This is a genomic window from Streptomyces sp. NPDC045678 (genome assembly GCF_056432085.1).
In genome coordinates this window covers 325,135-348,086 of sequence record NZ_JBWKJS010000011.1, presented here as the reverse complement: position 1 = coordinate 348,086, position 22,952 = coordinate 325,135, and the positions used below count along the sequence as shown (strand labels likewise).

The 22,952-nt window shown below is 67.2% G+C and carries 16 protein-coding genes; 8 read left to right on the top strand and 8 right to left on the bottom strand.

The features are described 5' to 3' along the window. Positions 1–5: 5 nt before the first annotated feature. From AC07DO_RS34325 to eccD, 4 genes are all read right to left on the bottom strand, one after another. On the bottom strand, positions 6–1,385 hold the full coding sequence (locus tag AC07DO_RS34325; RefSeq protein ID WP_479065389.1) for a M16 family metallopeptidase: 1,380 nt from the start codon (positions 1,383–1,385) through the stop codon (positions 6–8). Then, complete coding sequence (locus AC07DO_RS34320) at positions 1,382–3,598, bottom strand: polyribonucleotide nucleotidyltransferase (protein WP_479065387.1); 2,217 nt, start codon at positions 3,596–3,598, stop codon at positions 1,382–1,384. Before AC07DO_RS34320 ends, AC07DO_RS34325 begins: the two co-directional genes overlap by 4 nt. Before the next feature lie 414 nt (positions 3,599–4,012). Next, on the bottom strand, positions 4,013–4,300 hold the full coding sequence (gene rpsO, locus AC07DO_RS34315) for a 30S ribosomal protein S15 (protein WP_055568703.1): 288 nt from the start codon (positions 4,298–4,300) through the stop codon (positions 4,013–4,015). Between the two features lie 245 nt (positions 4,301–4,545). Continuing rightward, complete coding sequence (eccD, locus tag AC07DO_RS34310) at positions 4,546–6,015, bottom strand: type VII secretion integral membrane protein EccD (protein WP_479065385.1); 1,470 nt, start codon at positions 6,013–6,015, stop codon at positions 4,546–4,548. 164 nt (positions 6,016–6,179) lie between these two features. Between eccD and eccCa the strand changes: the two genes are divergently transcribed. From eccCa to AC07DO_RS34275, 7 genes are all read left to right on the top strand, one after another. After that, positions 6,180–10,139: a type VII secretion protein EccCa gene (eccCa, locus tag AC07DO_RS34305; protein WP_479065383.1), complete on the top strand. Its 3,960-nt coding sequence runs from the start codon at positions 6,180–6,182 to the stop codon at positions 10,137–10,139. 38 nt (positions 10,140–10,177) lie between these two features. Further along, entirely contained in the window at positions 10,178–10,741 is a 564-nt protein-coding gene (locus AC07DO_RS34300) for a hypothetical protein (protein ID WP_479065381.1), read from the top strand. 1,679 nt (positions 10,742–12,420) lie between these two features. Next, positions 12,421–13,764, top strand: coding sequence for a type VII secretion-associated serine protease mycosin (mycP, locus tag AC07DO_RS34295; RefSeq protein WP_479065379.1), 1,344 nt, complete (start codon positions 12,421–12,423; stop codon positions 13,762–13,764). 37 nt (positions 13,765–13,801) lie between these two features. Beyond that, a complete protein-coding gene (locus tag AC07DO_RS34290) occupies positions 13,802–14,218 on the top strand; it encodes a hypothetical protein (protein WP_479065377.1) in 417 nt (138 codons plus the stop codon). A 24-nt stretch (positions 14,219–14,242) separates the two neighbouring features. Beyond that, on the top strand, positions 14,243–16,498 hold the full coding sequence (locus AC07DO_RS34285; RefSeq protein ID WP_479065375.1) for a DUF6571 family protein: 2,256 nt from the start codon (positions 14,243–14,245) through the stop codon (positions 16,496–16,498). After that, a complete protein-coding gene (locus AC07DO_RS34280) occupies positions 16,495–17,112 on the top strand; it encodes a hypothetical protein (RefSeq protein WP_479065373.1) in 618 nt (205 codons plus the stop codon). The genes AC07DO_RS34285 and AC07DO_RS34280 overlap by 4 nt, the downstream gene beginning before the upstream one ends. A gap of 119 nt (positions 17,113–17,231) precedes the next feature. After that, positions 17,232–17,552, top strand: a complete 321-nt coding sequence (locus AC07DO_RS34275; protein ID WP_479065371.1) for a DUF397 domain-containing protein — start codon at positions 17,232–17,234, stop codon at positions 17,550–17,552. A 75-nt stretch (positions 17,553–17,627) separates the two neighbouring features. Here the strand turns inward: AC07DO_RS34275 and AC07DO_RS34270 are convergent, their stop codons facing one another. From AC07DO_RS34270 to eccB, 4 genes are all read right to left on the bottom strand, one after another. Then, a complete protein-coding gene (locus AC07DO_RS34270) occupies positions 17,628–17,936 on the bottom strand; it encodes a WXG100 family type VII secretion target (RefSeq protein WP_479065369.1) in 309 nt (102 codons plus the stop codon). 32 nt (positions 17,937–17,968) lie between these two features. Next, on the bottom strand, positions 17,969–18,301 hold the full coding sequence (locus AC07DO_RS34265; RefSeq protein ID WP_150172871.1) for a WXG100 family type VII secretion target: 333 nt from the start codon (positions 18,299–18,301) through the stop codon (positions 17,969–17,971). 218 nt (positions 18,302–18,519) lie between these two features. Then, the gene (mycP, locus tag AC07DO_RS34260; RefSeq protein WP_479065366.1) at positions 18,520–19,707 is read right to left on the bottom strand and encodes a type VII secretion-associated serine protease mycosin; all 1,188 of its coding nucleotides are present in this window, start codon (positions 19,705–19,707) and stop codon (positions 18,520–18,522) included. Between the two features lie 96 nt (positions 19,708–19,803). After that, positions 19,804–21,333 (bottom strand): type VII secretion protein EccB, encoded by a 1,530-nt coding sequence (gene eccB, locus AC07DO_RS34255; protein ID WP_479065364.1) that lies wholly within the window; start codon positions 21,331–21,333, stop codon positions 19,804–19,806. Between the two features lie 174 nt (positions 21,334–21,507). Here eccB and eccE point away from each other — a divergent pair, with 174 nt between their 5' ends. Then, positions 21,508–22,842, top strand: coding sequence for a type VII secretion protein EccE (gene eccE, locus AC07DO_RS34250; protein ID WP_479065362.1), 1,335 nt, complete (start codon positions 21,508–21,510; stop codon positions 22,840–22,842). Positions 22,843–22,952 lie beyond the last annotated feature (110 nt).

Sequence of the window (22,952 nt, the reverse complement as noted above, 5' to 3'; positions counted from 1 at the left end):
CGGGACTAGGCGACCGCTTCGTGGAGGCGGGCCGCCTGCTTGTCCTTGAGCGGGCCGATGGCCGACAGGGACGGGCGGTGGCCGAGCACGTCGCGGGCCACTTCGCGCACCTCGTCAGGGGTGACCGCGGAGATTCTGGCCAGCATGTCGTCGACCGACATGTGCTCGCCCCAGCAGAGCTCGCTCTTGCCGATGCGGTTCATCAGGGCGCCGGTGTCCTCGAGGCCGAGGACCGTGGAGCCCGCGAGCTGGCCGATGGCGCGGCCGATCTCGTCGTCCGTCAGACCGTGCTCGGCGACCTGGTCGAGCTCGTCGCGGCAGATCTTCAGGACGTCGTGCACCTGGCTGGGACGGCAGCCCGCGTACACACCGAAGAGGCCGGTGTCGGCGAAGCCCGACGTGTACGAGTACACGCTGTAGGCCAGGCCGCGCTTCTCCCGTACCTCCTGGAAGAGGCGGGAGGACATGCCGCCGCCCAGGGCCGTGTTCAGCACGCCCAGGGCCCAGCGGCGGTCGTCGGTGCGGGCCAGGCCCGGCATGCCGAGGATGACGTGGGCCTGCTCGGTTTTGCGGTTGACGACCTCGACGCGGCCGGAGGTGCGCAGCTTGCGGGAGCCCTGGCGCGGGATCATCGGGGTCGCGTCGGTGTTGCGGAGCGCGCCGGCCTTCTCGAAGGCGGCACGGACCTGGCGTACGACCTTGTTGTGATCCACGTTGCCCGCGGCCGCGACCACCAGGTGGGTCGGGTCGTAGTGCTTCTTGTAGAAGCGTCGGATGCGGTCCGCGTCGAGGGCGTTGATCGTGTCGACCGTGCCCAGGACCGGTCGGCCGAGGGGCGTGTCGCCGAGCATCGTGTGCGCGAACAGGTCGTGCACACAGTCGCCCGGATCGTCCTCGGTCATCGCGATCTCTTCGAGGATGACGCCGCGCTCGGCGTCGACGTCCTCCTGGAGGATGAGGGAGCCCGTCAGCATGTCGCAGACGACGTCGATGGCGAGGGGCAGATCCGTGTCGAGCACGCGCGCGTAGTAGCACGTGTACTCCTTCGCCGTGAAGGCGTTCATCTCGCCGCCGACCGCGTCGAGCGCGGCGGAGATGTCGAGGGCACTGCGCTTCTTGGTGCCCTTGAAGAGGAGGTGCTCCAGGTAGTGCGTGGCGCCGTTCAGGGAGGGGGTCTCGTCGCGGGAGCCGACGTTGGCCCAGATGCCGAAGGTGGCCGAGCGCACGGACGGCAGGGTCTCCGTGACGACGCGCAGGCCGCCGGGGAGGGTCGTCCTGCGGACGGTGCCGATGCCGTTCTCGCCCTTGATGAGGGTTTGGGTACGGGCGACGGCCCGCGCCTCCGAAGAGGTGCGGGCCGTCGTCGTGGTGCTACGCGACGTCACTTGTCGGTGTCGTCCTTCTGGTCGTCGTCCTCTTCACCCTCGATGACGGGGATGAGGGAGAGCTTGCCGCGGGAGTCGATCTCGGCGATCTCGACCTGGACCTTCTGGCCCACACCGAGGACGTCCTCGACGTTCTCCACGCGCTTGCCGCCGGCGAGCTTGCGGATCTGCGAGATGTGCAGCAGACCGTCCTTGCCCGGGAGCAGGGAGACGAACGCACCGAAGGTCGTCGTCTTCACGACGGTGCCCAGGTAGCGCTCGCCGACCTCCGGCATGGTCGGGTTGGCGATGCCGTTGATCGTGGCGCGGGCGGCCTCGGCGGCCGGACCGTCGGCGGCACCGATGTAGATGGTGCCGTCGTCCTCGATCGTGATGTCGGCGCCGGTGTCCTCCTGGATCTGGTTGATCATCTTGCCCTTGGGGCCGATGACCTCACCGATCTTGTCCACCGGGATCTTGACGGTGATGATGCGCGGCGCGTTCGGGGACATCTCGTCCGGAACGTCGATGGCCTCGTTCATCACGTCGAGGATGTGCAGACGCGCGTCGCGGGCCTGCTTCAGCGCGGCGGCCAGGACCGAGGCGGGGATGCCGTCGAGCTTGGTGTCGAGCTGGAGCGCGGTCACGAACTGCTTCGTACCGGCGACCTTGAAGTCCATGTCACCGAACGCGTCCTCCGCACCGAGGATGTCGGTGAGGGCGACGTAGTGGGTGTCGCCGTCGATCTCCTCGGAGATCAGACCCATGGCGATACCGGCGACGGCGGCCTTCAGCGGCACACCGGCGTTCAGCAGCGACATCGTGGAGGCGCAGACCGAGCCCATGGACGTCGAGCCGTTGGAACCGAGGGCCTCGGAGACCTGACGGATCGCGTACGGGAAGTCCTCGCGCGAGGGCAGCACCGGCACGATCGCGCGCTCGGCGAGCGCGCCGTGGCCGATCTCGCGGCGCTTCGGCGAACCGACGCGGCCGGTCTCGCCGACCGAGTACGGCGGGAAGTTGTAGTTGTGCATGTAGCGCTTGCGCGTCACCGGGGAGAGGGTGTCGAGCTGCTGCTCCATGCGGAGCATGTTGAGGGTGGTGACGCCCAGGATCTGGGTCTCGCCACGCTCGAACAGCGCCGAGCCGTGCACGCGCGGGATGGCCTCGACCTCGGCGGCCAGCGTACGGATGTCCGTGACGCCGCGGCCGTCGATGCGGACCTTGTCCTTGATGACGCGCTCGCGGACGAGCTTCTTCGTCAGCGCGCGGTAGGCACCGGAGATCTCCTTCTCGCGGCCCTCGAACTGCGGGAGCAGCTTCTCGGCGGCGATCTCCTTGATGCGGTCCAGCTCGGACTCGCGCTCCTGCTTGCCCGCGATGGTCAGCGCCTGGGAGAGCTCCGACTTCACGGCGGCGGTCAGGGCCTCCAGGACGTCGTCCTGGTAGTCCAGGAAGACCGGGAACTCGCCGGTGGGCTTGGCGGCCTTGGCGGCGAGGTCCGACTGGGCCTTGCAGAGAGCCTTGATGAAGGGCTTGGCGGCCTCAAGACCGGCAGCGACGACCTCTTCGGTCGGCGCCTCGGCGCCGTCCTTGACGAGCTGGATGGTCTTCTCGGTGGCCTCGGCCTCGACCATCATGATCGCGACGTCGCCGTCCTCGAGGACGCGACCGGCGACGACCATGTCGAAGACGGCGTCCTCGAGCTCGGTGTGCGTCGGGAAGGCGACCCACTGGCCCTTGATGAGCGCCACGCGCGTGCCGCCGATCGGGCCCGAGAAGGGCAGGCCGGCCAGCTGCGTGGAGCACGAGGCGGCGTTGATCGCGACCACGTCGTACAGGTGGTCGGGGTTGAGCGCCATGATCGTCTCGACGATCTGGATCTCGTTGCGCAGGCCCTTCTTGAAGGAAGGACGCAGCGGGCGGTCGATCAGGCGGCAGGTCAGGACCGCGTCCTCGGAGGGACGGCCCTCCCGCCGGAAGAAGGAACCGGGGATCTTGCCGGCGGCGTACTGCCGCTCCTCGACGTCCACCGTCAGGGGGAAGAAGTCGAGCTGGTCCTTGGGCCGCTTGGAAGCGGAGGTGGCCGACAACACCATGGTGTCGTCGTCCAGGTACGCGACGGCGGAGCCTGCGGCCTGCTTGGCCAGGCGGCCCGTCTCGAAGCGGATGGTGCGGGTGCCGAACGTGCCGTTGTCGATAACAGCCTCGGCGTAGTGGGTCTCGTTCTCCACTGTTCTCCTACGTGTCTACGTTTCGTCGTCCCGCCCGGATCCCGTGTGGACCGGACGGTGTCCCGTTCATCTGCGTCCACGCGTCGTGCGTGGACCGGGACGGTGTGGAGAAGCGCGCCGTCGTTGCGGGCCGGTCTTCGATCGAAGCACCCGGGGTTGTCTCCCGGGGGCCACTACCGAGGACCGGCGGCGGCTGGTGCGCCTCTCCCTCGTGGGGGTTTTCGTTCTTGCGTCGCACTCGCGTCGCGCTTGCGTCGCACTTGCTTTGTTCTTGCCGCCCCCGGGGTCTTTACTCACCCGCGGGGACGTGCGTGTGTCACCAGACTACAAAGCGTCGGTGACAGCGCGCATGTACAGCAAAGGGAGCGGCCCCCTTCGAGTGCTTCGAGTGGGAACCGCTCCCTCCACGCCGTCTTACTTGGCGCCCGCCGCGCCGCGGCGGATGCCCAGGCGCTCGACCAGCGCGCGGAAGCGCTGGATGTCCTTCTTGGCCAGGTACTGCAGCAGACGGCGACGCTGACCGACCAGGATCAGCAGACCACGACGGGAGTGGTGGTCGTGCTTGTGGGTCTTGAGGTGCTCGGTCAGGTCGGAGATCCGGCGAGAGAGCAGCGCCACCTGAACCTCGGGGGAGCCGGTGTCGCCCTCCTTCTGGCCGAACTCGGTCATGATCTGCTTCTTCGTAGCGGCGTCGAGCGACACGCGTACTCCTCGTGATGTCTTCGAGTGCCTCCGAGTGCCCCTGGTCTACATCTCAGGGGGGCTTCCGTGACTCGGGAGGCCGGGATGGGCCGTCGGGCGCGGGTCCGGGTCCTTGTGGGCCCGGGGTCCGGATCCCTGGGGATTCGGGGGTGCGCATACAGACGGTCGTTTCACAGGGTACCAGTCTGCTTGTGGGGGGTTTGCCCGGGGCGATCGCGATCGCGGCGCTGCCCGGGGAGACCGGCTCAGCTGGTCAGGGAGCGAGCGGCGCTGTAGACGTCGAGCACGGCGAGGCACAACGGGACCAGCGAGAGCAGTATCGCCGATTCCGTGAGGTCGAGGAAGCGGCCCCAGAAGGGCGAGAGCCCCTTCTCGGGGATGATCAAGGCGATGGCCGTCAGCAGGACGCACCCCAGCGCGATGGCGGCCGTGAGCCAGACCGCACGCAGCTCCAGAGGGCCGCGGTCGCCGTGAAGGAGCAGCTCCCGCAGGGCGTCGCCCGGCGGGTTCAGGGCCAGCCCGACGAGCAGGAGGGCGATGGCGGCGATGCCCGCCACGAGCGCGCACACGACCTGCGAGGTGTAGCGGAAGAGGCGGGCCCGGAGCAGCATCGCCAGGCCCGCTGCGAGCGCGAGGAGCTGCCCCCACACGTCCCCCGAGAAGCCGAGGACGACGGCCGACCCCACGACGACGGAGGCCGAGCCGGCGACCAGGCCGAGGAGCAGCTCGTGGCCGCGCCGGGCCTGCGCAGCGATCCGGACCGCGTCGAGGGGGCCGGGGTCGACGGTCGGGTTCAGGTCGGCGTCGAAGTCCTCCTGCACGGAGCTCCGCGGAGAGGCATAGCCGATGGGCAGCCTGGCGAAGCGGGAGGACAGGCCCGGGAGGAACGCGACGAGGGCGATGGTCACGGGGGCGGTGACGGCGGCGGCATCCGTCGGTGCGGCTTCGGTGATGATCGCGACGAAGGTCGCGAGAGCGCCGGACGCCGCCAGGAACGTGGCGGCCACGAAGGGGGCGTCGCTGCCCGGGGAGACCACGACGAGCAGGACGGACGCCACGAGCACGGTCACGCAGCCGAGCAGGAACTGCAGTCGGCCGGGTCCCTGCCCCGCGTCCGGGGCGATGATTCCCGATCCGGCGATCAGGAGGAGCGGCAGAGCGGCGAGGCCCAGGACCGCGCCGACGGCACGGTCCTCGTAGACGCGCACGCGTACGCCTGCGAAGGCTATGAGGAGCAGGCCCACACCGCCCGCGAGGATGCCCGGCAGGCCGTGCATGTCGTGGCGCACGGGGTCGGCGTACCAGAGCACGAAGGCCATCAGGAGGAGGACCAGGAAGCTGCCGGTCAGGCCGGCACCGCGCAGCAGCGCGTCTCTCCACAGCCTGCGGTCCCTGACCACGGCGGAGGCGACCGCGTCCGCCACGTCGTCGTACACGGCGGGCGGCAGCGACATGGCGAAGGGCCGCAGACTGAGCATCTCGCCGTCGAGGACCCGCTGTGCGGCAAGCGTCCGGGCGCCGTCCAGGACGGTGCCGTTCTGGCGTACGAGGTTGTAGCCGGTCGGGGTGCCGGCCGGCTGGGTCTGGCGAGTCAGCCGGAGAACCTCCGGATAGATGTCGGCCACAGCGATGTCCTCCGGAAGAGCGACATCGATACGACTGTCGGGCGCGACAACAGTGACCCTGCAGAAACCGGTCGCTGCGGGCGAACTCACCTTGCATGACCCCCTGATTCGCGGTTGCGCACCGTGCGGGCGTCACCCTACCGCTACGCCCTGTCAGTGCCTGCACATAGGATCACTCGGGTGCGGAGGGAGACCGCACCGATTGAGGCAGCGGTACGGAACTGTCCGTCCGCATAGGGGGGATTGATGCTCCGGTGAGTCAGATCGTCATCAAGCGCCCGCCGCGCTCCCTGCCGCCCGAAGTGCCCCATGACGAGCTGCAATTGGCGCCTCCGCCGGAGCTTCCGCGCGGGCAGCAGGAGGGCGTGCTGATGCAGGTCCTGCCGACGCTCGGCATGGGCTCGTCGGTGGTCTTCTTCTTCGCGTCGCCCAACGCCCACCCCTTCATGCGGATCATGGGCGTGGTGATGCTGGTGTCGACGGTCGCGATGATCGTCGCCCAGGTCGTCAGGTACCGCCGCGGTACGCAGGGGCAAATGGCGGACGTGCGCCGCGATTACCTCAAGTACCTCGCCCAGACTCGGCGTACGGTGCGGCGCACCGCCCTCAAGCAGCGCGACGCGCAGCTCTATCTGCACCCCGCCCCGGAGCAGCTGTGGTCGGTGGTCGCCGAGGGGAGCCGGGTGTGGGAACGGCGCGTCGGGGACCCGGACTTCGGGCAGGCTCGGGTGGGCCTGGGGCCGCAGCAACTCGCCACTCCCCTGGTCGCGCCCGAGACGGCGCCGGTCGACGAGCTGGAGCCGCTCGCGGCGGGGGCCATGCAGCAGTTCCTCGCCGTGCACAGCTCGCTGGAGGGGCTGCCGGTCGCGGTCTCGATGCGCGCCTTCTACCACTTGACGGTCTCCGGAGAGCCGGAGTCGGCGCAGGGCACGGCGCGCTCGCTGGTCGCCCAACTGGCCACCCTGCACGGTCCGGAGGACCTGGTGATCGCAGTGGTCGCGGCCCCGGCCGCCGTCGGGCGATGGGACTGGACGAAGTGGCTCCCCCACTGCCAGTTGCCGGGGCAGGTCGACGGGGCAGGCGCGAGGCGGCTCTTCGGCGACGACCTCGGTGAGCTGGAGCATCTCCTCGCCGACCGTCTCGACGGACGGCCGCGGTTCAGCCGTGATGGCCAGCCCGTCCTCGACCAGCCGCACCTCGTGGTCGTATTGGACGGCGGCATGGTGCCGCCGACGTCCGCGTTCGCCGCGCAGGAAGGCCTGCAGGGCGTGACGATCATCGAGGTGGTCGCCGGGGAGCTGGACGAGCCCCGCGGGGGCCTCTCCGTGGTGGCCCGGCCCGGCAAGCTCCTCCTGGAGTCGACCGGTGGCGTCGCCTACGAAGGCGTACCGGACACGCTGTCCCTGCCCGCCGCGGAGGCACTGGCACGGCAGTTGGCACCGCTGCGCATGGGCGGGGGCGATGACGACGAACCGCTGCTTGCCAACCTGGACTTCACCGATCTGCTGAATCTGGGGGACGCGGGGTCGGTGGACGTCACGCGCACGTGGCGGCCCCGTTCGACGGCGGAGCGGCTCCGTGTCCCGATCGGGGTGGGCGAGGACGGCCGGCCGGTGATGCTGGACCTCAAGGAGGCGGCTCAGGAGGGCATGGGGCCGCACGGCCTGTGCGTGGGTGCCACGGGTTCGGGCAAGTCCGAGCTGCTGCGCACGCTGGTCCTGGGACTGGCCGTGACCCACTCCTCCGAGACCCTGAACTTTGTCCTCGCCGACTTCAAGGGCGGCGCGACGTTCGCCGGTATGTCGGACATGCCGCACGTCGCGGCGGTGATCACGAACCTGTCGGACGACCTCACTCTCGTGGACCGCATGGGTGACGCGATCCGCGGCGAGCTGCAGCGCCGTCAGGAGTTGCTGCGGTCGGCGGGCAACTACGCGAACATGCACGACTACGAGAAGGCGCGCGCCGCGGGGGCGCCGCTGGCTCCCCTGGCGTCACTCGTCCTGGTGATCGACGAGTTCAGCGAACTGCTCACGGCCAAGCCTGATTTCATCGACATGTTCATCCAGATCGGCCGCATCGGCCGGTCCCTCGGGGTGCATCTGCTGCTCGCTTCGCAGCGCCTGGAGGAGGGCAAGCTGCGCGGGCTCGACACGTACCTGTCGTACCGCGTCGGACTGCGCACCTTCTCCGCTTCGGAGTCCCGTACGGCACTCGGCGTGCCGGACGCCTACCACCTGCCGTCCGTGCCGGGCTCCGGCTATCTGAAATTCGGTACGGATGACATGACCCGCTTCAAGGCGGCGTACGTCTCCGGGGTGTATCGCGCGGGCGGCGCGGATCCTGCGTCCGCCCAACTGCCCATCGATCGTCGGCCCGCACTCTTCACCGCGGCTCCGGTGGCCGCGACGTACACGGCCCCGGATGCCGACTCGCCCCGTACGTCCTCCCGGAGGGAGGACGACGCGCTGGCCGACACCGTGCTCGATGTCGTGGTGCGCCGCCTCGAAGGACAGGGTGTGCCGGCACATCAGGTGTGGCTGCCACCGCTGGACGAGGCCCCCACGCTGGACCAGCTCCTGCCGCGGCTCGTGGTGTCTCGGGAGCGGGGCCTGCACGCCGGCGACTACACACGTCCCGGGGGTCTGGTCGTCCCCCTGGGCCTGGTCGACAAGCCTTTCGAGCAGAAGCGTGAAGTGCTGTACAGCGATTTCTCGGGTGCCGCGGGCAACATGGTGGTGGTCGGCGGCCCGCAGTCGGGAAAGTCGACGCTGCTGCGTACGTTGGTCACGTCGTTCGCGCTGACCCATACCGCGCACGAAGTGCAGTTCTACTGCCTGGACTTCGGCGGCGGGGGCCTGGGCTCGGTCTCCGATCTACCGCATGTGGGAGGGGTGGCCTCCCGTCTCGATCCTGAGCGGGTGCGGCGCGCGGTGGCGGAGGTCGCCGGTGTCCTGAACCGGCGCGAGGCCTTCTTCCGCGCCAACGGCATCGACTCGATCACCACTTACCGGCGACAGCACGCGGCGGGACGGCTTCCCGGCGAGGCCTGGGGTGACGTCTTCCTCGTCATCGACGGGTGGGGAAGCTTCAAGAACGACTACGAGATGCTCGAGGGCGTCGTCAACGACATCGCAGGACGCGGTCTCGGATACGGCGTGCATGTCGTTGTATCCGCGTCGCGCTACATGGAGGTGCGGGCAGCGCTCAAGGACCAGATGCTCGGGCGTCTGGAGCTGCGTCTCGGTGACGTCATGGACTCGGAATTCGACCGCAAGGTCGCCATGAACGTGCCCGCGGGGGTGCCGGGCCGCGGCCAGGTTCCGGAGAAGCTGCACTTCATGACGGCGATGCCACGCGTGGACTCGTCGTCCGATCCCGCCAACCTGTCCGAAGCGACAGCTCAGTTGGTCGACACGGTGAAGAGCAACTGGCACGGGCCCGCGGCCCCGACGGTGCGGCTGCTGCCGCGCAAACTCCCGGCTGATCAACTGCCGAAGGGATTCGAGTTCCCGCAGCACGGAGTCGCCATCGGCATCGACGAGACGAACCTGGAACCGGTCTTCGTCGATTTCGAGACAGATCCATTCTTCCTGGTCTTCGGCGAGAGCGAATCGGGCAAGACGAATCTGCTGCGCCTCATCGCGAAGCAGATCGCGGAGAGGTACACGCCCGCGCAGGCCCGCATCGTCGTCGGTGACTACCGGCGCACCATGTTGGAGGCGGTGTCGGCGGACCACCTGCTGGAGTACGCGCCGATGGCGTCGGCCATGGACGTCCATATGAACGCCATTGCCACGTTCATGGAGAAGCGGGCGCCGAAGCCCGACATCACCCCGCAGCAGTTGCGTGATCGAAGCTGGTGGAACGGACCGGAACTGTTCGTCATCATCGACGACTACGAACTGGTGGCCACCAACTCCACCAATCCCCTCAGCGTGTTGGTCGAGCACCTGCCCTTCGCCCGCGATGTCGGCGTCAAGTTCATCATCGCGCGCAGCTCCGCCGGCGCGTCGCGCTCGATGTACGAGGCCTTCATGCAGCGCGTGAAGGAACTGGGCGCCCAGGGCGTGTTGTTGTCGGGTGATCCGAGCGAAGGAGACATTCTCGGAAATGTCCGCGCACGCCCGATGCCGCCGGGCCGCGGAACCTTCGTGTCACGAAAGCGCGGGACTGCCCTGATTCAAGTGGGGCGGCTCCCGGACCACTACTAGAGTGCGTGCCGGATACATGACTGAACGGGGAGGCAGGCGTGGCGAGTTCGAGCGGGGGCAACGGCGGGGCGCCGGATACGGGCAAGTCCTTCGACACCCTTTACGGCGTAAATCCGCAAATGGCGCTGGACGTGCAGGCGAGCGCCATGAAGGGCTTCAAAAAGCGCGTCGACGACCTGCTCACCGAGCTCGAGGGATCGGAGGCGGCGCCGGGCAAGGTCGGCGCCGACCGGCTGTCGCGGGGGCAGCTCGGTTCGGCGGACTTCAAAGAGGCGCAGTTCCTCTACGACTCGTACGCGACCGTGCACGACGAGCTGGAGAAGCTCTCGAAGGCGTTGGGCGCCCAGATCGAGGGGTTGGGGCTCGCGGTCCATGCTTCGCGGGTGGGCTACGACAACCTCGAGGACGACATTCGGGCGCGGATGAGGGCGATCAACGCGGAGGCCGAGAAGTACTACGACCCTGACCGGGATCCGTACGTGCAGGGGCCCGGCGGTTCGGGCCCTGGCTCGGGCTCCGGCTCGGGTTCCGGTTCGGGCTCCGGCTCGGGTGGGGGCGAAGGCTCCGGCCCGAAGGCGACGGACAAGGACACGGCGCTCTGATGACCGTACGGAGACAAGGCCAAGGCCATGGACGAGGACGAGGACGAGCGCTGAGACGGGGACGAGGACGGGGACGGGGAACGGGGGTACAAGACAATGGCTGAGGGATCCAAGGGCGGCGCGCCGAAGCTCGCGCACACGGACTTCGAGTCCATGACGCACGAGCAGCTGCTCGCGCTGGTGGAGTCCGCGAGTTCGGAGGGCGCCTCCCAGCTCGCGGGGAAGCTGGCCAAGGCCGCGTCGACGATCACCAAGATCGGCGACGACCTCATGACGTACACGAAGGGTCTGCACTGGCAGGGCGAGGGCGGCGACGCCTTCCGCGCGTGGGGGACCCAGTCGGCGAGCGCCACGCTGTACCTCGGGGAGTACAGCGAGGTCGCGTCGCGCTGGATGGGCGTGGTCGCCCAGGCGATCGCCGAGGCGAAGGCGTCGATGCCGCCGGCTTCGGACACGACGCAGGCCAAGGCGGATCTGCGGACCGCCAACAAGAACATGGACGCCGCCCAGAAGGCCCACAACGACCCCGACGCCGCCAAGGTCACCCGCGACTCCAAGGCGGACGCGGCCGCGGCGCAGGGGCGGATCGAGGCGGCGCACGCTGAAGCGGTGCAGCGGATGCGGAAGTTGGCGCAGACGTATCAGCAGTCTGCGCAGCAGGTGAACGGGGTGACGCCGCCTACGTTTGCGCCGCCGGCGAGCCATGCGGAGAGTCCGGGGTGGTGGTACAAGAGCGAGGAATACCAGGCAGTTCCCACTTCGCCCGGCACCGCACCATCGGGTGGCTCCGCGCCGTCAGCCCCTGCCGGCGCTGCGCCGGTTCCATCCGGATCGGTCCCCCCGCCCCACCACGAAACCCCGAGCAGGACACCCGATCACACACCTGTACCTCCGCCATCGGCAGCCGCGCCCCCGCCCCACGTAACCCCCGATCCTGTTTCCATGGGGATCGACCGCGTGGCGACGCCTCCCGCGCCGCCATCAGTACCGGACAGCCTGCCCGCTCCTGCCCCTCCGGGCCGACCTGAAGCAGCGACACCTCCCCACCTCAGCACCCCGCCGCCTCCCTTCGGCCCGAACCCTGGTCAACCAGGGCCCAACACACCACCGCCGGGAAGACCCGCACCGGCAGTACGTACACCACTCCCCCCTCCGACTGGGCCCTCCGGCAACGGACTCGGCAACCGGCTGCCGCGGGATCCCGGCATCGTTGGTGGCCGACCCGTTCCACCGAACACGGGGCGGCCGACCACGGGCATCCCACGGACCAATGTCTTCGGCGGAGACCACACGCAGGGTCGTACGCCCATGAGCCCGGGCATCGGCACCGGGGCCGGTGGGCCTACGGGCGGCCGGCCAAGCGTTGTCGGCGGGCGTCGACTGACCGGCGAACCCGCTGGGGCGATCGGACGACAACCTCAACAACCTGGTCGCGTCGATGGGCGCCCCTTCACACCGGGCGGTGCGGGCCTGGTACGAGGTTCCTCGGCGGGTGATGCGCCGCGCTCGGCCATGGGGCGTCCTGCCACCATTCCTCAAGGCGGCCGAGCAAATCCTTCACGCCGTGCCGAGGGCGAGTCCGAACGGTCGAACCACCTCTACGAAGAAGAAGAGACGTGGCAACCTGACCAGCGCCGTCCCGTCCCGCCAGTCATCGACTGACCTGCCAAGGAACGCACATGCCCACCACCAGGAAGAGCAGCGTCCGCGCTCGCGGCGCGCTGTCAGCGGCTCTGAGTCTTCTCATGGCCGGCATCGCGGCGAGTCCGGCTCAAGCCGACACTGTTCGCTCCAGGCAGTGGCACCTCGACGCGATGCACGCCGAGGAGATGTGGAAGACCAGCACCGGCCGCGGCATGACGGTCGCCGTTATTGACTCCGGGGTCGATGACACGGTCGCTGATCTGCGTGGCCAGGTGTTGAACGGGAAGGACTACTCGGACCTCCCTGGCGACGAGCACAGCGATCGGGGCCGGCACGGTACAGGGACCGCGGCACTCATCGCGGGGACGGGAGCACGAGGAGAGACCGCGGGCTCCTACGGTTTGGCGCCGGGGGCCAAGATCCTGCCCATCAGGATGTCCTACAGTTCTGAACAGTCCGGCCAAGCTGACCAACTGTCCGGATTCTCCCGCGACATGTCGAGCGCCATCCGGTACGCCGCCGACTCAGAGGCCCAGATCCTCAACATCTCCATGGGCAGTCCGAACCATCGCGGCTCCTCGAACGTGAACACCCCCGAACTCAGTGCCGCGGTCAGATATGCACTCAGCAAGGGAAAGCTCATCTTCGCCGCTGTCGGGAACTCTGCCCACAAGGGCAATGAGCCGGCATACCCGGCAGCTACCCCCGGTGTGGTCGGCGTGGGCGCCATCAACCGGCAGATCGAGCGGACCAAGGAGTCACAGTGGGGCTCTCAAGTCGACATGGTCGCCCCCGGTGACGAGATTTGGAATGCGTGTGCCGGCGGCACCGAACTCTGTAAGGGCCACGGGACCAGCGCCAGCTCGGCGCTCGCCTCCGCCTCCGCCGCCCTCATCTGGTCCAAGCACCCTGACTGGACGAACAACCAAGTCCTCAGGGTCATGATCAACACGATGCAGGGCAACGACGACGGCTGGAGCCGGGACGACTCGGTCGGCTATGGCGCGGTACGCCCTCGCGTAGCGCTCAAGAGTCCGGGCGATCCCGGGCCTGCCGACGAATACCCGTTGCCGGACCTCGCAGCGGCGGCCAAGCCCCCGTCTCCTGAAGCACCTGGGTCCGACAAATCGACCGGCAGTGGCAAGAGTGGTGAGAAGCAAGCCAGTGGCCAGGCTTCCGCAGAACCGAGTGTGGCGAAGGAGGACGACGGCATCCTCTGGGTGGCCATAAGCATCGCGTCAGCCGCCCTCCTCGGCCTCGCTACGGCTGTCGTAACCGCGCGTTCTCGGCGTCGCGTTGCCGGCCAGCGATCAGCGATTGCGAGCCCGGGCCCGGACTCTGCCTATACCTACCGGGCTGACTCGGATCAAAGAACATGATCGTAAATGCACACCTCGTGGACCTCACAGGAGCCCCATGTCATTCGAATCCGATTGGGCATCGGCACATTCTGCAGCTGCTGCCAAAACGAGAATGCAGCTCAATGCATCCGACGATGGGACGGGAAATCGTGGGCTCGGGCGCGGTCTCAAAGTAACCTCAAGCATCCTCAATGAACGGGCCGGGAAGGCCGACACAGTCCGCGACGATTTCACCAAAGCGGACAACTCCGCCATGAAAGAGTCTGCGCAAGTCGGCCCCAGCTTGAAGGGCTTCGAATCGTCCTCCGCTTTCTCGACATTCACCGACCGCTGGAAAGGACAGATGAAGCATGTAGAAGCCCTCTTGAAAGACGACGTATCAGGCGCCCTACGATCCAGCGCACAGTCCTTCATGGCGCGAGAAAGGAAGGAGAAAGACCGCCATAGTCGCGAGGGAAAAGATCTCAAGTAGGCGCTCTATAAAACGGGGATCATAATGCTCACCTATGAAAAGCTACTTAATGCGGACTTTTCAGCTCTATCTCAAGCGGTGTCCAAATGGCGCAACCTGCCGGAAAAGTTCAGGGCCGCCAGTTCCAAATTCGTCAACACGGTCACGAAGGGACTGCAAGGGTCTGACTGGGAAGGTGAAGCCGCGTCCGCAGCGATTGAGAAGTTCCACTATGTAGAACGGCAGATCGACTTCGCAGCCGACGAAGCAGAGGACGTCCACAAGCTCCTCGATGATGTATGTGAGATTTTCACTCAGTCACAATCGAAGTTGCGCACACTTACGAGGGACATCGAAAAGGATAAATACCTGGCCATTCGACCCGACGGGGAGATCTACCTTTCCCCGCCGGAGGGAACACCGTCCGAAGATCTCGGAATGCTCAATAAGAGCTATCGCGAGACAATCCAAGCCTACAGAACCAGCATCCAGGGCCACATCGACAGCGCCCAGGAGGCCGACGAGCTTCTGGCTTGGGTGTTGAGCCAGGATCACAATGGGCGCAAGAAGGGGTTCGACGCCAATACGTACCACAGCGTCGCCGACGCCAAGGACGGGCGCAAGAAGGTCGAGAAGGACCTTGCGGAACTCGAAAAACTCACAGGCGATAAAAGTTCACTAGCCCTGGCTGACGCTGATGACACACTCGATCCTGCCACACTGAAAAGGATCAACAGCATTTTCAGCCGCCATGAAGGAGACCCCTACTTCGCAGAGAAATTTGCCACCCGCACGGGTGCGGCTGGGACTCTCGATCTATGGACCAAGATTGCTGATCGTCGCCAGTTCGGTGACGATCAGACGAAAGAGACGGCGAAGATCCAGAAGTCGCTGAGCTACACCTTGGCCACAGCTTCTCACTCGAATAGTGACGGGATGAAGCGCTGGAAAGCAGACATGGTTTCACTTGGCGATAATCCCGTCATTACGACCTCGAAGTACTCGTCGAGCGACGACGGACCACGCGGTTTTCAGGTCATGAGCAGCCTGATGCGCTACGGCGAGTATGACGAAAAGTTCCTCAATAGCTACGGGAAAGAACTTCTTGACTTTGAGCAGAAAAGTAAGGAGGCGCCAGCAGATCTATGGAAACGAGATGTGTTCCTGAACTTCGGTTCGGGAAGCGATCAGGGGTTTGACCCGATGGCCGGCTATATGGAGGCGCTCGGACATAATCCAGAGGCGGCCAAGGACCTTCTATATGCGAAGGACTGGGATGACAAGGGGAAGACTGACTCCGACCTGAAGTACCTCATGTCCGGCCGCGAGTGGCCCGATGGAAACCCTTCTGCGGACAACAAGGCCGGGTTCGGGTATGGAGAGTTGGGCCATGCACTTGAGGCCGCAACTCTTGGGTCACCCTACGACGCGGCTGGACACGAACTCCACCGCGATGCGCGCACCGCGAATATCATGGAACAGATGGCTAAAACAGTGGCATCCGACATCGACTATGTCGAGAACAGGTCCGGCATCGGTAACAGCTTGGCGAGAATCGGTGCCGGGTACGCAGATGACTTGAATTGGGCCACCATCAACGAAGGCGGCCGCGGTTCCTCTCTTCACCGCGATGACCTTTACCGACCGAACGGCGATGCCGGCCACGCTGATCTAGACCCTACTGTCGCGAGAAACTTCCTGTACAACGTCGGACAACATGAAGGAAGCTACGAGATCCTCTCTTCTGCGCAACAAGCATTCACCTTCGGAGCCCTGGAGGTGCATGCCGATGATGCCGACAGCGCCGAGAAGGTCCTTAACAACGGTGCCTACATTCATGGCGTGCTGGACGAAGCCCGCATCTCCCAAGTCGACAAGGCGAGCAACGAAGCCACTGACAAGATGAACGAAGAGCTCGCAAAATCAGCAGAATGGAAGAAGTTTGGGATCAGCCAGGGCCTCGGTTTGGCTACCGGCGTTGCCCTGCTGCCTGTAGGTGGTCCGACTGCATCGGCTGCGGCAGCCTTCGTGGTGCCTACCATTGTCGAGGGCGTGTCCGGAGCCGTGGAAACTCAGTGGGGCATGGAGATCGACGAGGAGGTAAAGAAGAGAGAGGCTGATCTCACAAACAAGAACCGCATAACTGCGGATGAGTTCAGCGAGTTGGGACATATTCGTGCGTCGAACCCAGCCCTTCTACATCTGAAGAATAACCCGGACCAGGATTTCACTGAAGGCGTGCTCAACGCATACGACCGTGGAGCGAGCGTCGCCGATCGAACCGACGGAGGCAGGCGATGAGGCGCAGATCAGCTGGAACACTTGCCGCGCTACTGCTTTTGCCGGTGGCATGCACGACTGACGACGACCCGCCGCATGGGGTTTCAGCTCTGAAATCCGCTTGCGAAGGCGTGCTCGACGCGGATTCTCTGGCGGAAGCTGAGAAGAGTAGGGACATCGAGAAGGTACGTAGCCCTTCTGATTCCAAGATTAGCTACGCCGTCGCAGCCAAAGACTTGCAAGAAAACATGGTAGAGGTCTGCAATGTTCCCTTTGAGGACGATCCCTCTCCCGGGGAACCAGCGTTGAGGATCCGCTTCGATTTGAGCGACACGTCACTCTTCCCGAGGGAGGAGAGGCGTAGCACGAGCGGGTATGACGCTTACGGATTGAAAAACGGCCAGCAGGCAGTCAGTGACGGAAGCTCCAGTACCATCTTGTTCCCCTGCAAGCGCAAGGGGGCCAGCTCTTCGATCAATGTCACCGGCACCATCGACAATGATCTGGAGCTCACGGTGCGCTCCCGCTTTCGCGTCGTCTTCCGGGCGAGCGACAAGATGATCGCCGCCTTGCAGTGTGAGAACAAAATCGTTCTGCCGGACCCGGCCACCATGAAGCCATTCCCGGAGGGCTGACGTTCGCGCAGTGTGTCGGTCTGCCGTAACCACTCCGTCGCTCTCCGCACCCCGCCCCCACCCCGCCAAGTAGGCTGAGCCCCCAGTTGTTTCGTACGTTGGGAAGGGGCCGGGTCGGCATGGGCGAGGGACAGGGTGAGGACGTCAAGGCGCGTAAGGAGCGGGAGAAGGACGAGCTCTACGCCCTTGATATCTCCGGCGTCGAGTGGCACAGCGCGCCCGGTACGGAGGAGGCCGAGGAGCGCGTCGAGATCGCCTATCTGCCTGAGGGAGCCGTGGCGATGCGGTCGTCGCTGGATCCCGGGACCGTGCTGCGGTACACCGCCGCCGAGTGGCGGGCCTTCGTGCTCGGGGCGCGGGACGGGGAGTTCGATCTGGAGCCGACGGCGCGGAACGGTGGGTTGGCGGCGGGCGGGGCCGGGGCCGGCGCCAGCGGGTGACTTCCGTGCTTGGGTGCTAGTGGGGGTGGGGGCCGGTGTGGCCCCCACCCCCACCTGTCGCTGGGCGCGCGGGGATCAGCTCAGCATGCGGAACCGCGCCGCGTTTCCCTTGTCCGTGTCGCTGTAGCCGACGACGGATTCGTCCAGGAGGCGGGCGATGCGCTGGAGCTTCTGCACCATCGCGTTCATCTCCGTCTCGCTCTGGCTCTGGATCTCGCGGTATGCGGTCCTGGCCTCGCCGTCCCAGGTCTCGGCCACTCGCGCCACCTCACGCATGAGGGTTTCAAGCCCCTCATCGATGCTGCGGGCGGTGGTGCGCACGTCCGTCGCCGCTTGCGTGACGGTGTCGTAATTTACTGCTGTGCGGTCGAAGTTGTCCGACATCTTGGTACTCCCTGACTCTCGGTCGCAGCGTCTCAGGCGTGGTCGACGATCCGGCTCGGCACCTCGTACGAGTTGTCCACCTTGCGGATCTGCGCGATGCGCTCCTGCTCGTGGCTGTCGAAGCCCTTGACGCTCATCCGCATCACGTCTTCGAGGTCGACGAGGTTGTCCTGCAGCTTCTTCAGGTGCTGGTTCACCCCTCGCTGGAGCGTGTCGAACTCCTTGCCCGCGGCGCCCTTCCAGCCGGCCTGGATCATGTCCACAACGGTGTTCAGCGATGTGACGCGCTTGCTCACATCCATGTGGAAGTTGCGGATCCTGTCCGCCAGTTTGGTCAGATCGTCATTGCTGTAATCAACGCTCATCGCTGTTGCCCTCCTCATTTACAGACAGCGGCGGCAACCGCTGTTCGTTTTGACTCCGTGCCAGGGCTCCCCCGGCTCTGGCGGGCATGCGATCCGCGACGCTGCGCCGCCCCCGTGCGACATCAACTCGTGATGCCGTACGTCACTCTAATCAATCCGCCTACACAACTTGCTTGTGTTGGGCGTTAGTTCGGGTGGGTGGGTGGGTGGGTGGGAGTTCATGGTCTGAGGTTTCTTCTTCTACGGGTCTCGCGCAGGGCCGTCGCCGCGCCCGCGATCACCGCTACCACGGCCACGGTGACGCCGATCGCGTACGTCGCGTGGCGCCGGGTCCGCTCCTGGGGGGTTTCGGCGAGCGAGAAGGCCGCTGTGTCCGGTGGCGGGGCCTTCGACACCCCGGGGTCCGGGGTCGGGGAGGACGCGGGGGAGGTGGTGTCGGAGGTCGTGAGGGCTCGTACGGGATCGATCACGCCCCAGCCGACGTAGTTGTCGTGGCCGTTGATGGAACGCTCCGCCGTCTGCTCGATCCGCGTGGCGATCTGAGCCGGGCTCCAGTCCGGGTGCCGGGACTTGAGGAGGGCCGCCACTCCCGCGACGAAGGGCGCCGAGAAGCTCGTGCCGTTGTCCGTGCACTGGCCTCCGCCGGGAACGGTGGACACGATGTCGACACCGGGGGCCGCCACGTCGACGAAGTCGCCGGGCTGGGAGAACGCCGCTCGTTCGTTGTTGCGGTCGGAGGACGCGACCGCGAGTACGCCGTCGAAGGCTGCCGGGTAGGTGTTCTTCACCTTGCCGTCCAGGCCGTCGTTCCCCGCGGAGGCGACCACCACGACGTCGGCGTCGAGAGCGTCACGTACCGCCTTGGCCAGGGCCGAGGTGCGGGACAGGGGCTTGGTCGTGTCCTGGGAGATGTTGATGACATCCGCGCCTTTGGCGACCGCGTGGTCGATGGCCTTCGCCATCGTGTCGGAGTCGCCGCTGTTCTGCGCGTCGTTCTGTCGGATCGGGATGATGGTCGAGGCAGGTGCGATGCCCACGAAGCCCGTGCCCTTGTGCGGTCGGGCCGCGATGATGCCCGCGACCTTCGTGCCGTGCCCGACCTCGTCCTTCGTGGGGTCCGCGCCCTTGCCCTTCGTCAGGTAGTCGCGCCCCGCACGGGCATCCACCGCATCGGTGAGCTGCGGGTTCTTGTCGTCCACCCCCGTGTCGATCACCGCGACCCGGATGCCCTTGCCCTTCTTGCCGTCCTGCCACAATTCGTCGAGCAGCACGCGCTGGAGCGGCCAGGGGCGGCCCTTGATCGGCTCTGCGGGGATCTGGCACGCGCCGTTGCCGGAGAGGCTCATCGGTGCGCGCGGATGTGGACCGGCGTCGTCGGCGGCCGCCGCGGGGCTGATCGAGCTCATGGCTGTGACCACGGCGGCCCCGAGCAGCAGGGCTCTTCTCGTCGGCGACACCGCTACCTCTGTCCTCTTCGTCGGTGGCATCAGGCCCGGCAAGGCTCAGGAACCCTGCGGCTGTCGTGCGCTGTTGGTGTCGAGGCGGGGCCCCTTGGCGAGGAAGTCGGACCAGGGCAGGGGGACCTTGGCGGGCCGCACGTTCTTGTAGCCGAGCTTGACCTGCGCCTCGCTGGGCTCGGGACTGCCGTCGGTCGTCTGCGGCTTGTCGTCCGCTCCGATGTCGGACTTCTCGCTGTCGCTGTCGCCATTGGCCTGTACGGCGTACCGCAGGCCGGTGTCCGTCACGAGGAAGAGTGAACCGGTCTTCGTCTGCGTACCGCGAACCTGGGTGTAGAGGAGGCCGGTGCCAGGTGTCACGTACGTGCTCGTGCCGCCGGCGACGATGTCGGCCGGGTACTTCGGGCCGGCCCAGGTGCTCAGCGTCGTACCGCCCTTGTCGTCCACGTTCCGCAGCACGCTGCACACCGTGTCCCGGCCTGAGCCGCTCTGCCCGCCGTTGGCCTGAACGGTGCGGTGCCGGGGCCACCGCGCGGCCTCCCCCTCGAAGGTGCCGTCGGCGGACGCGAAGTCCTGGAGGCCGACGGTGCGGGCTTTGCCGTCCATGTTCAGCTCCGCCGTCTGCGGGGAGTTGGTCAGGAGCCAGGCGGTGAACTCGGTGATCGGCTGGACCTTGCCCGGGAGCACCACGAAGTGTTTGGTGCCCTCGCCAGTCTCCGCCTTCAGGACCATGCCGACCCGGTTCTCCTCCGACGACAGCTGGTCCGAGGCGTCGGCCGGGTCGCCCACGCTCGTGGGCAGTTCCGGGAAACGGATCGGGCTGCCCCGGTGCAACGTGGCCAGCCACTCCTTGGTGACCAGTTGCGGCTTCCTGGTCGGCCCCACGAGCGCGTCCGACAGGAGGTCTCCTTCGGCGCCCTCGACCTCGTACGACACTCCGGCCGCGTCCACCAGGTGGCGCGCTCCCGAGCGTGTCTTCACATACAGCACTTCGCCTTTGCGGAGTCGCCGGGAACCGTCCATCTTGTCCGCCTCACGGTCGGCGAGGACGAACGTCGCCTCCTGTGTCGTACGGCCACCGGAACCCGGTTGCTCGCAGACCGCCCACCGTTTGGCCTGGCCGGCCTCGTCGGAGGACGGGAGCCGGTCGGGGGCGTAGGGGATGCCGATGATGGGACCGCGCGGCGGCTTGCCCGCGTCGAGGATGCTGTCGGCGACCTGGATGACCTTGTAGTCGGCGCCGTTCATCAGCAGACGCGCGGAGGCCAGGTTGAGGACGGGGTGCAGACGCGGCTTCTTGCCGGTTTTGAGGACGACGTACCGCGTCGTCGAATCCTTGCCCACGATCACGCGGGTGCCCGGCGCGTCCCATCCGGGCGGCGCCTTGGGCTGGAACATCCCCCAGGCGCCGAACACCGCCAGAACGAGGACCCCCGTGATCACGCTCGGCAGAAAGGCCCGCAAGGGGCGCGGCGCCCCCTCCTCGGAGCCCGTCGGCGAGGGCTGGAGAAATGCCGCCAACGTCCGCTTCTTCGCAAAGGTGTACGCGTTGAGCTCGTCCCGCCGTGATGCCATGAGCGCCTGCTTCTCCCCCACCGCACATCGGGGCGCGAACCCCATTCCTCCATTGCAAGACCCGGCCCCTACTATGCAGGGTGAGTAGTCGGGCGTGCGCGGGGGGTAGGGCACCGGGACACGCAAGCGCCCTGCTCGGCAAGGGAATTCGCCGGATTCGGGGGGTATGGAGTGATGGCCGCGGCCACACGGAGAAGATCGCAGGCGCGCGTACACACCCCTGCCGCCGGGCCCGGCGGCCCGCGGCCCGCGCCCGAGGGGCCGAGGGCGACCGCTGCCCGCGGCCCGGCTTCGGTGCAACTCCGGCTTCGGGCCCAGCAGTACGGTTCGTTCCGGCTGCAACAGCTCGTGCTCGTCGAGGTCGCCGCCGCTCTGCTCCTCGCCGCCTGGGTCGTGGACCAACTCCTCGTGATCCCGGCCCTCCTGGTGGCCACGCCCCTGCTTCTTCTCGCGGTCGTACGCCGACGGGGCCGCTCCCTGCCCGACTGGCTGGGCACAGCACGGGCGTTGCGCACGCGGCAGAGGCGGGCTTCCACCACTCCGGTGCCTCCCGGTACCGAACCCGGGCTCGCGCCGGCCGTCGAATGCGACCCGGCTCTGCGGACCTACTCCTACGGCGACAGGGACCGCCGCTCCGTGGGCATCATCGGGGACGGCACCTTCGTGACGGCCGTGCTCCAAGTCGAGTCGGAGGCGACCTCGTTGCGCGCCGACAGGCTGCAACGGCCGCTTCCCCTGCGGCTCGTGGCGGACGCGCTCGTAGTCGACGGCATCCGGCTCGAGTCCGCGCAGGTGGTACTGCACACGCAGCCCGCACCCGCCCTCCATCTGCCGCAGCAGTCGGTCGCCGTCGGCAACTACGCGCCTCTGCAGGCGCAGACCGGGGCGCCCGCGGTACGGATCACCTGGATCGCGCTCAAGCTCGACCCCGAGCTCTGTCCGGAGGCCGTGACGGCACGCGGAGGGGGGCTGCTCGGCGCCCAGAAGTGCGTGGTGCGGGCCGCCGACCAACTGGCGAGCCGACTGACCGGGGCGGGCTTCCGGGTCACGGTGCTCGACGAGGAGGAGCTCACGTCCGCCGTCGCGACGTCCGCCGGCGCCAATCCCCTCGTCACGGCCCAGGCGGGGCGGGCCGAGGCGCCCGACCGCCGGACGGAGGAGACGGCGCGGTCGTGGCGCTGCGACAACCGCAGGCACACGACGTACTGGGTGCGGCGCTGGCCGCATCTGGGCGGTTCCGCGGGACAGCCCCTACCCCAACTCGTGGCCTCGCTCACGGCGATGCCCGCGCTGGCGACGACGTTCAGCCTTGCGTTGCGGCTGGACGACCGCAGGGAGGTGTCGCTGTGCGGGCACATGCGCGTGACGGGGCGCGGGGACGCCGAACTCGTCTCCGCGCGACGCGCTTTGGAGCACGCGGCACGACAGGCACGGGTCGGCCTCGTACGGCTCGACCGCGAACAGCTGCCCGGCGCGCTCGCCACTCTGCCGCTCGGGGGTACGCGCTGATGACTGCGCCTGTGCATGGACCGGGGCCGGGGGTCGGCCCTGTTCCGGGGGGCGGGCCTGTACCGGGGGGCGGGCCTGTACCGGGGGGCGGGCCTGTACCGGGGGTCGGG

Coding starts and splice junctions, on each gene's coding strand:
- eccE (WP_479065362.1), top strand. CDS start 21,508: ATGGCCGCGGCCACACGGAGAAGATCGCAGGCGCGCGTACACACCCCT.
- AC07DO_RS34265 (WP_150172871.1), bottom strand. CDS start 18,301: ATGAGCGTTGATTACAGCAATGACGATCTGACCAAACTGGCGGACAGG.
- mycP (WP_479065366.1), bottom strand. CDS start 19,707: ATGAGCTCGATCAGCCCCGCGGCGGCCGCCGACGACGCCGGTCCACAT.
- AC07DO_RS34280 (WP_479065373.1), top strand. CDS start 16,495: ATGAGGCGCAGATCAGCTGGAACACTTGCCGCGCTACTGCTTTTGCCG.
- AC07DO_RS34275 (WP_479065371.1), top strand. CDS start 17,232: ATGGGCGAGGGACAGGGTGAGGACGTCAAGGCGCGTAAGGAGCGGGAG.
- mycP (WP_479065379.1), top strand. CDS start 12,421: ATGCCCACCACCAGGAAGAGCAGCGTCCGCGCTCGCGGCGCGCTGTCA.
- eccB (WP_479065364.1), bottom strand. CDS start 21,333: ATGGCATCACGGCGGGACGAGCTCAACGCGTACACCTTTGCGAAGAAG.
- AC07DO_RS34285 (WP_479065375.1), top strand. CDS start 14,243: ATGCTCACCTATGAAAAGCTACTTAATGCGGACTTTTCAGCTCTATCT.
- AC07DO_RS34290 (WP_479065377.1), top strand. CDS start 13,802: ATGTCATTCGAATCCGATTGGGCATCGGCACATTCTGCAGCTGCTGCC.
- AC07DO_RS34270 (WP_479065369.1), bottom strand. CDS start 17,936: ATGTCGGACAACTTCGACCGCACAGCAGTAAATTACGACACCGTCACG.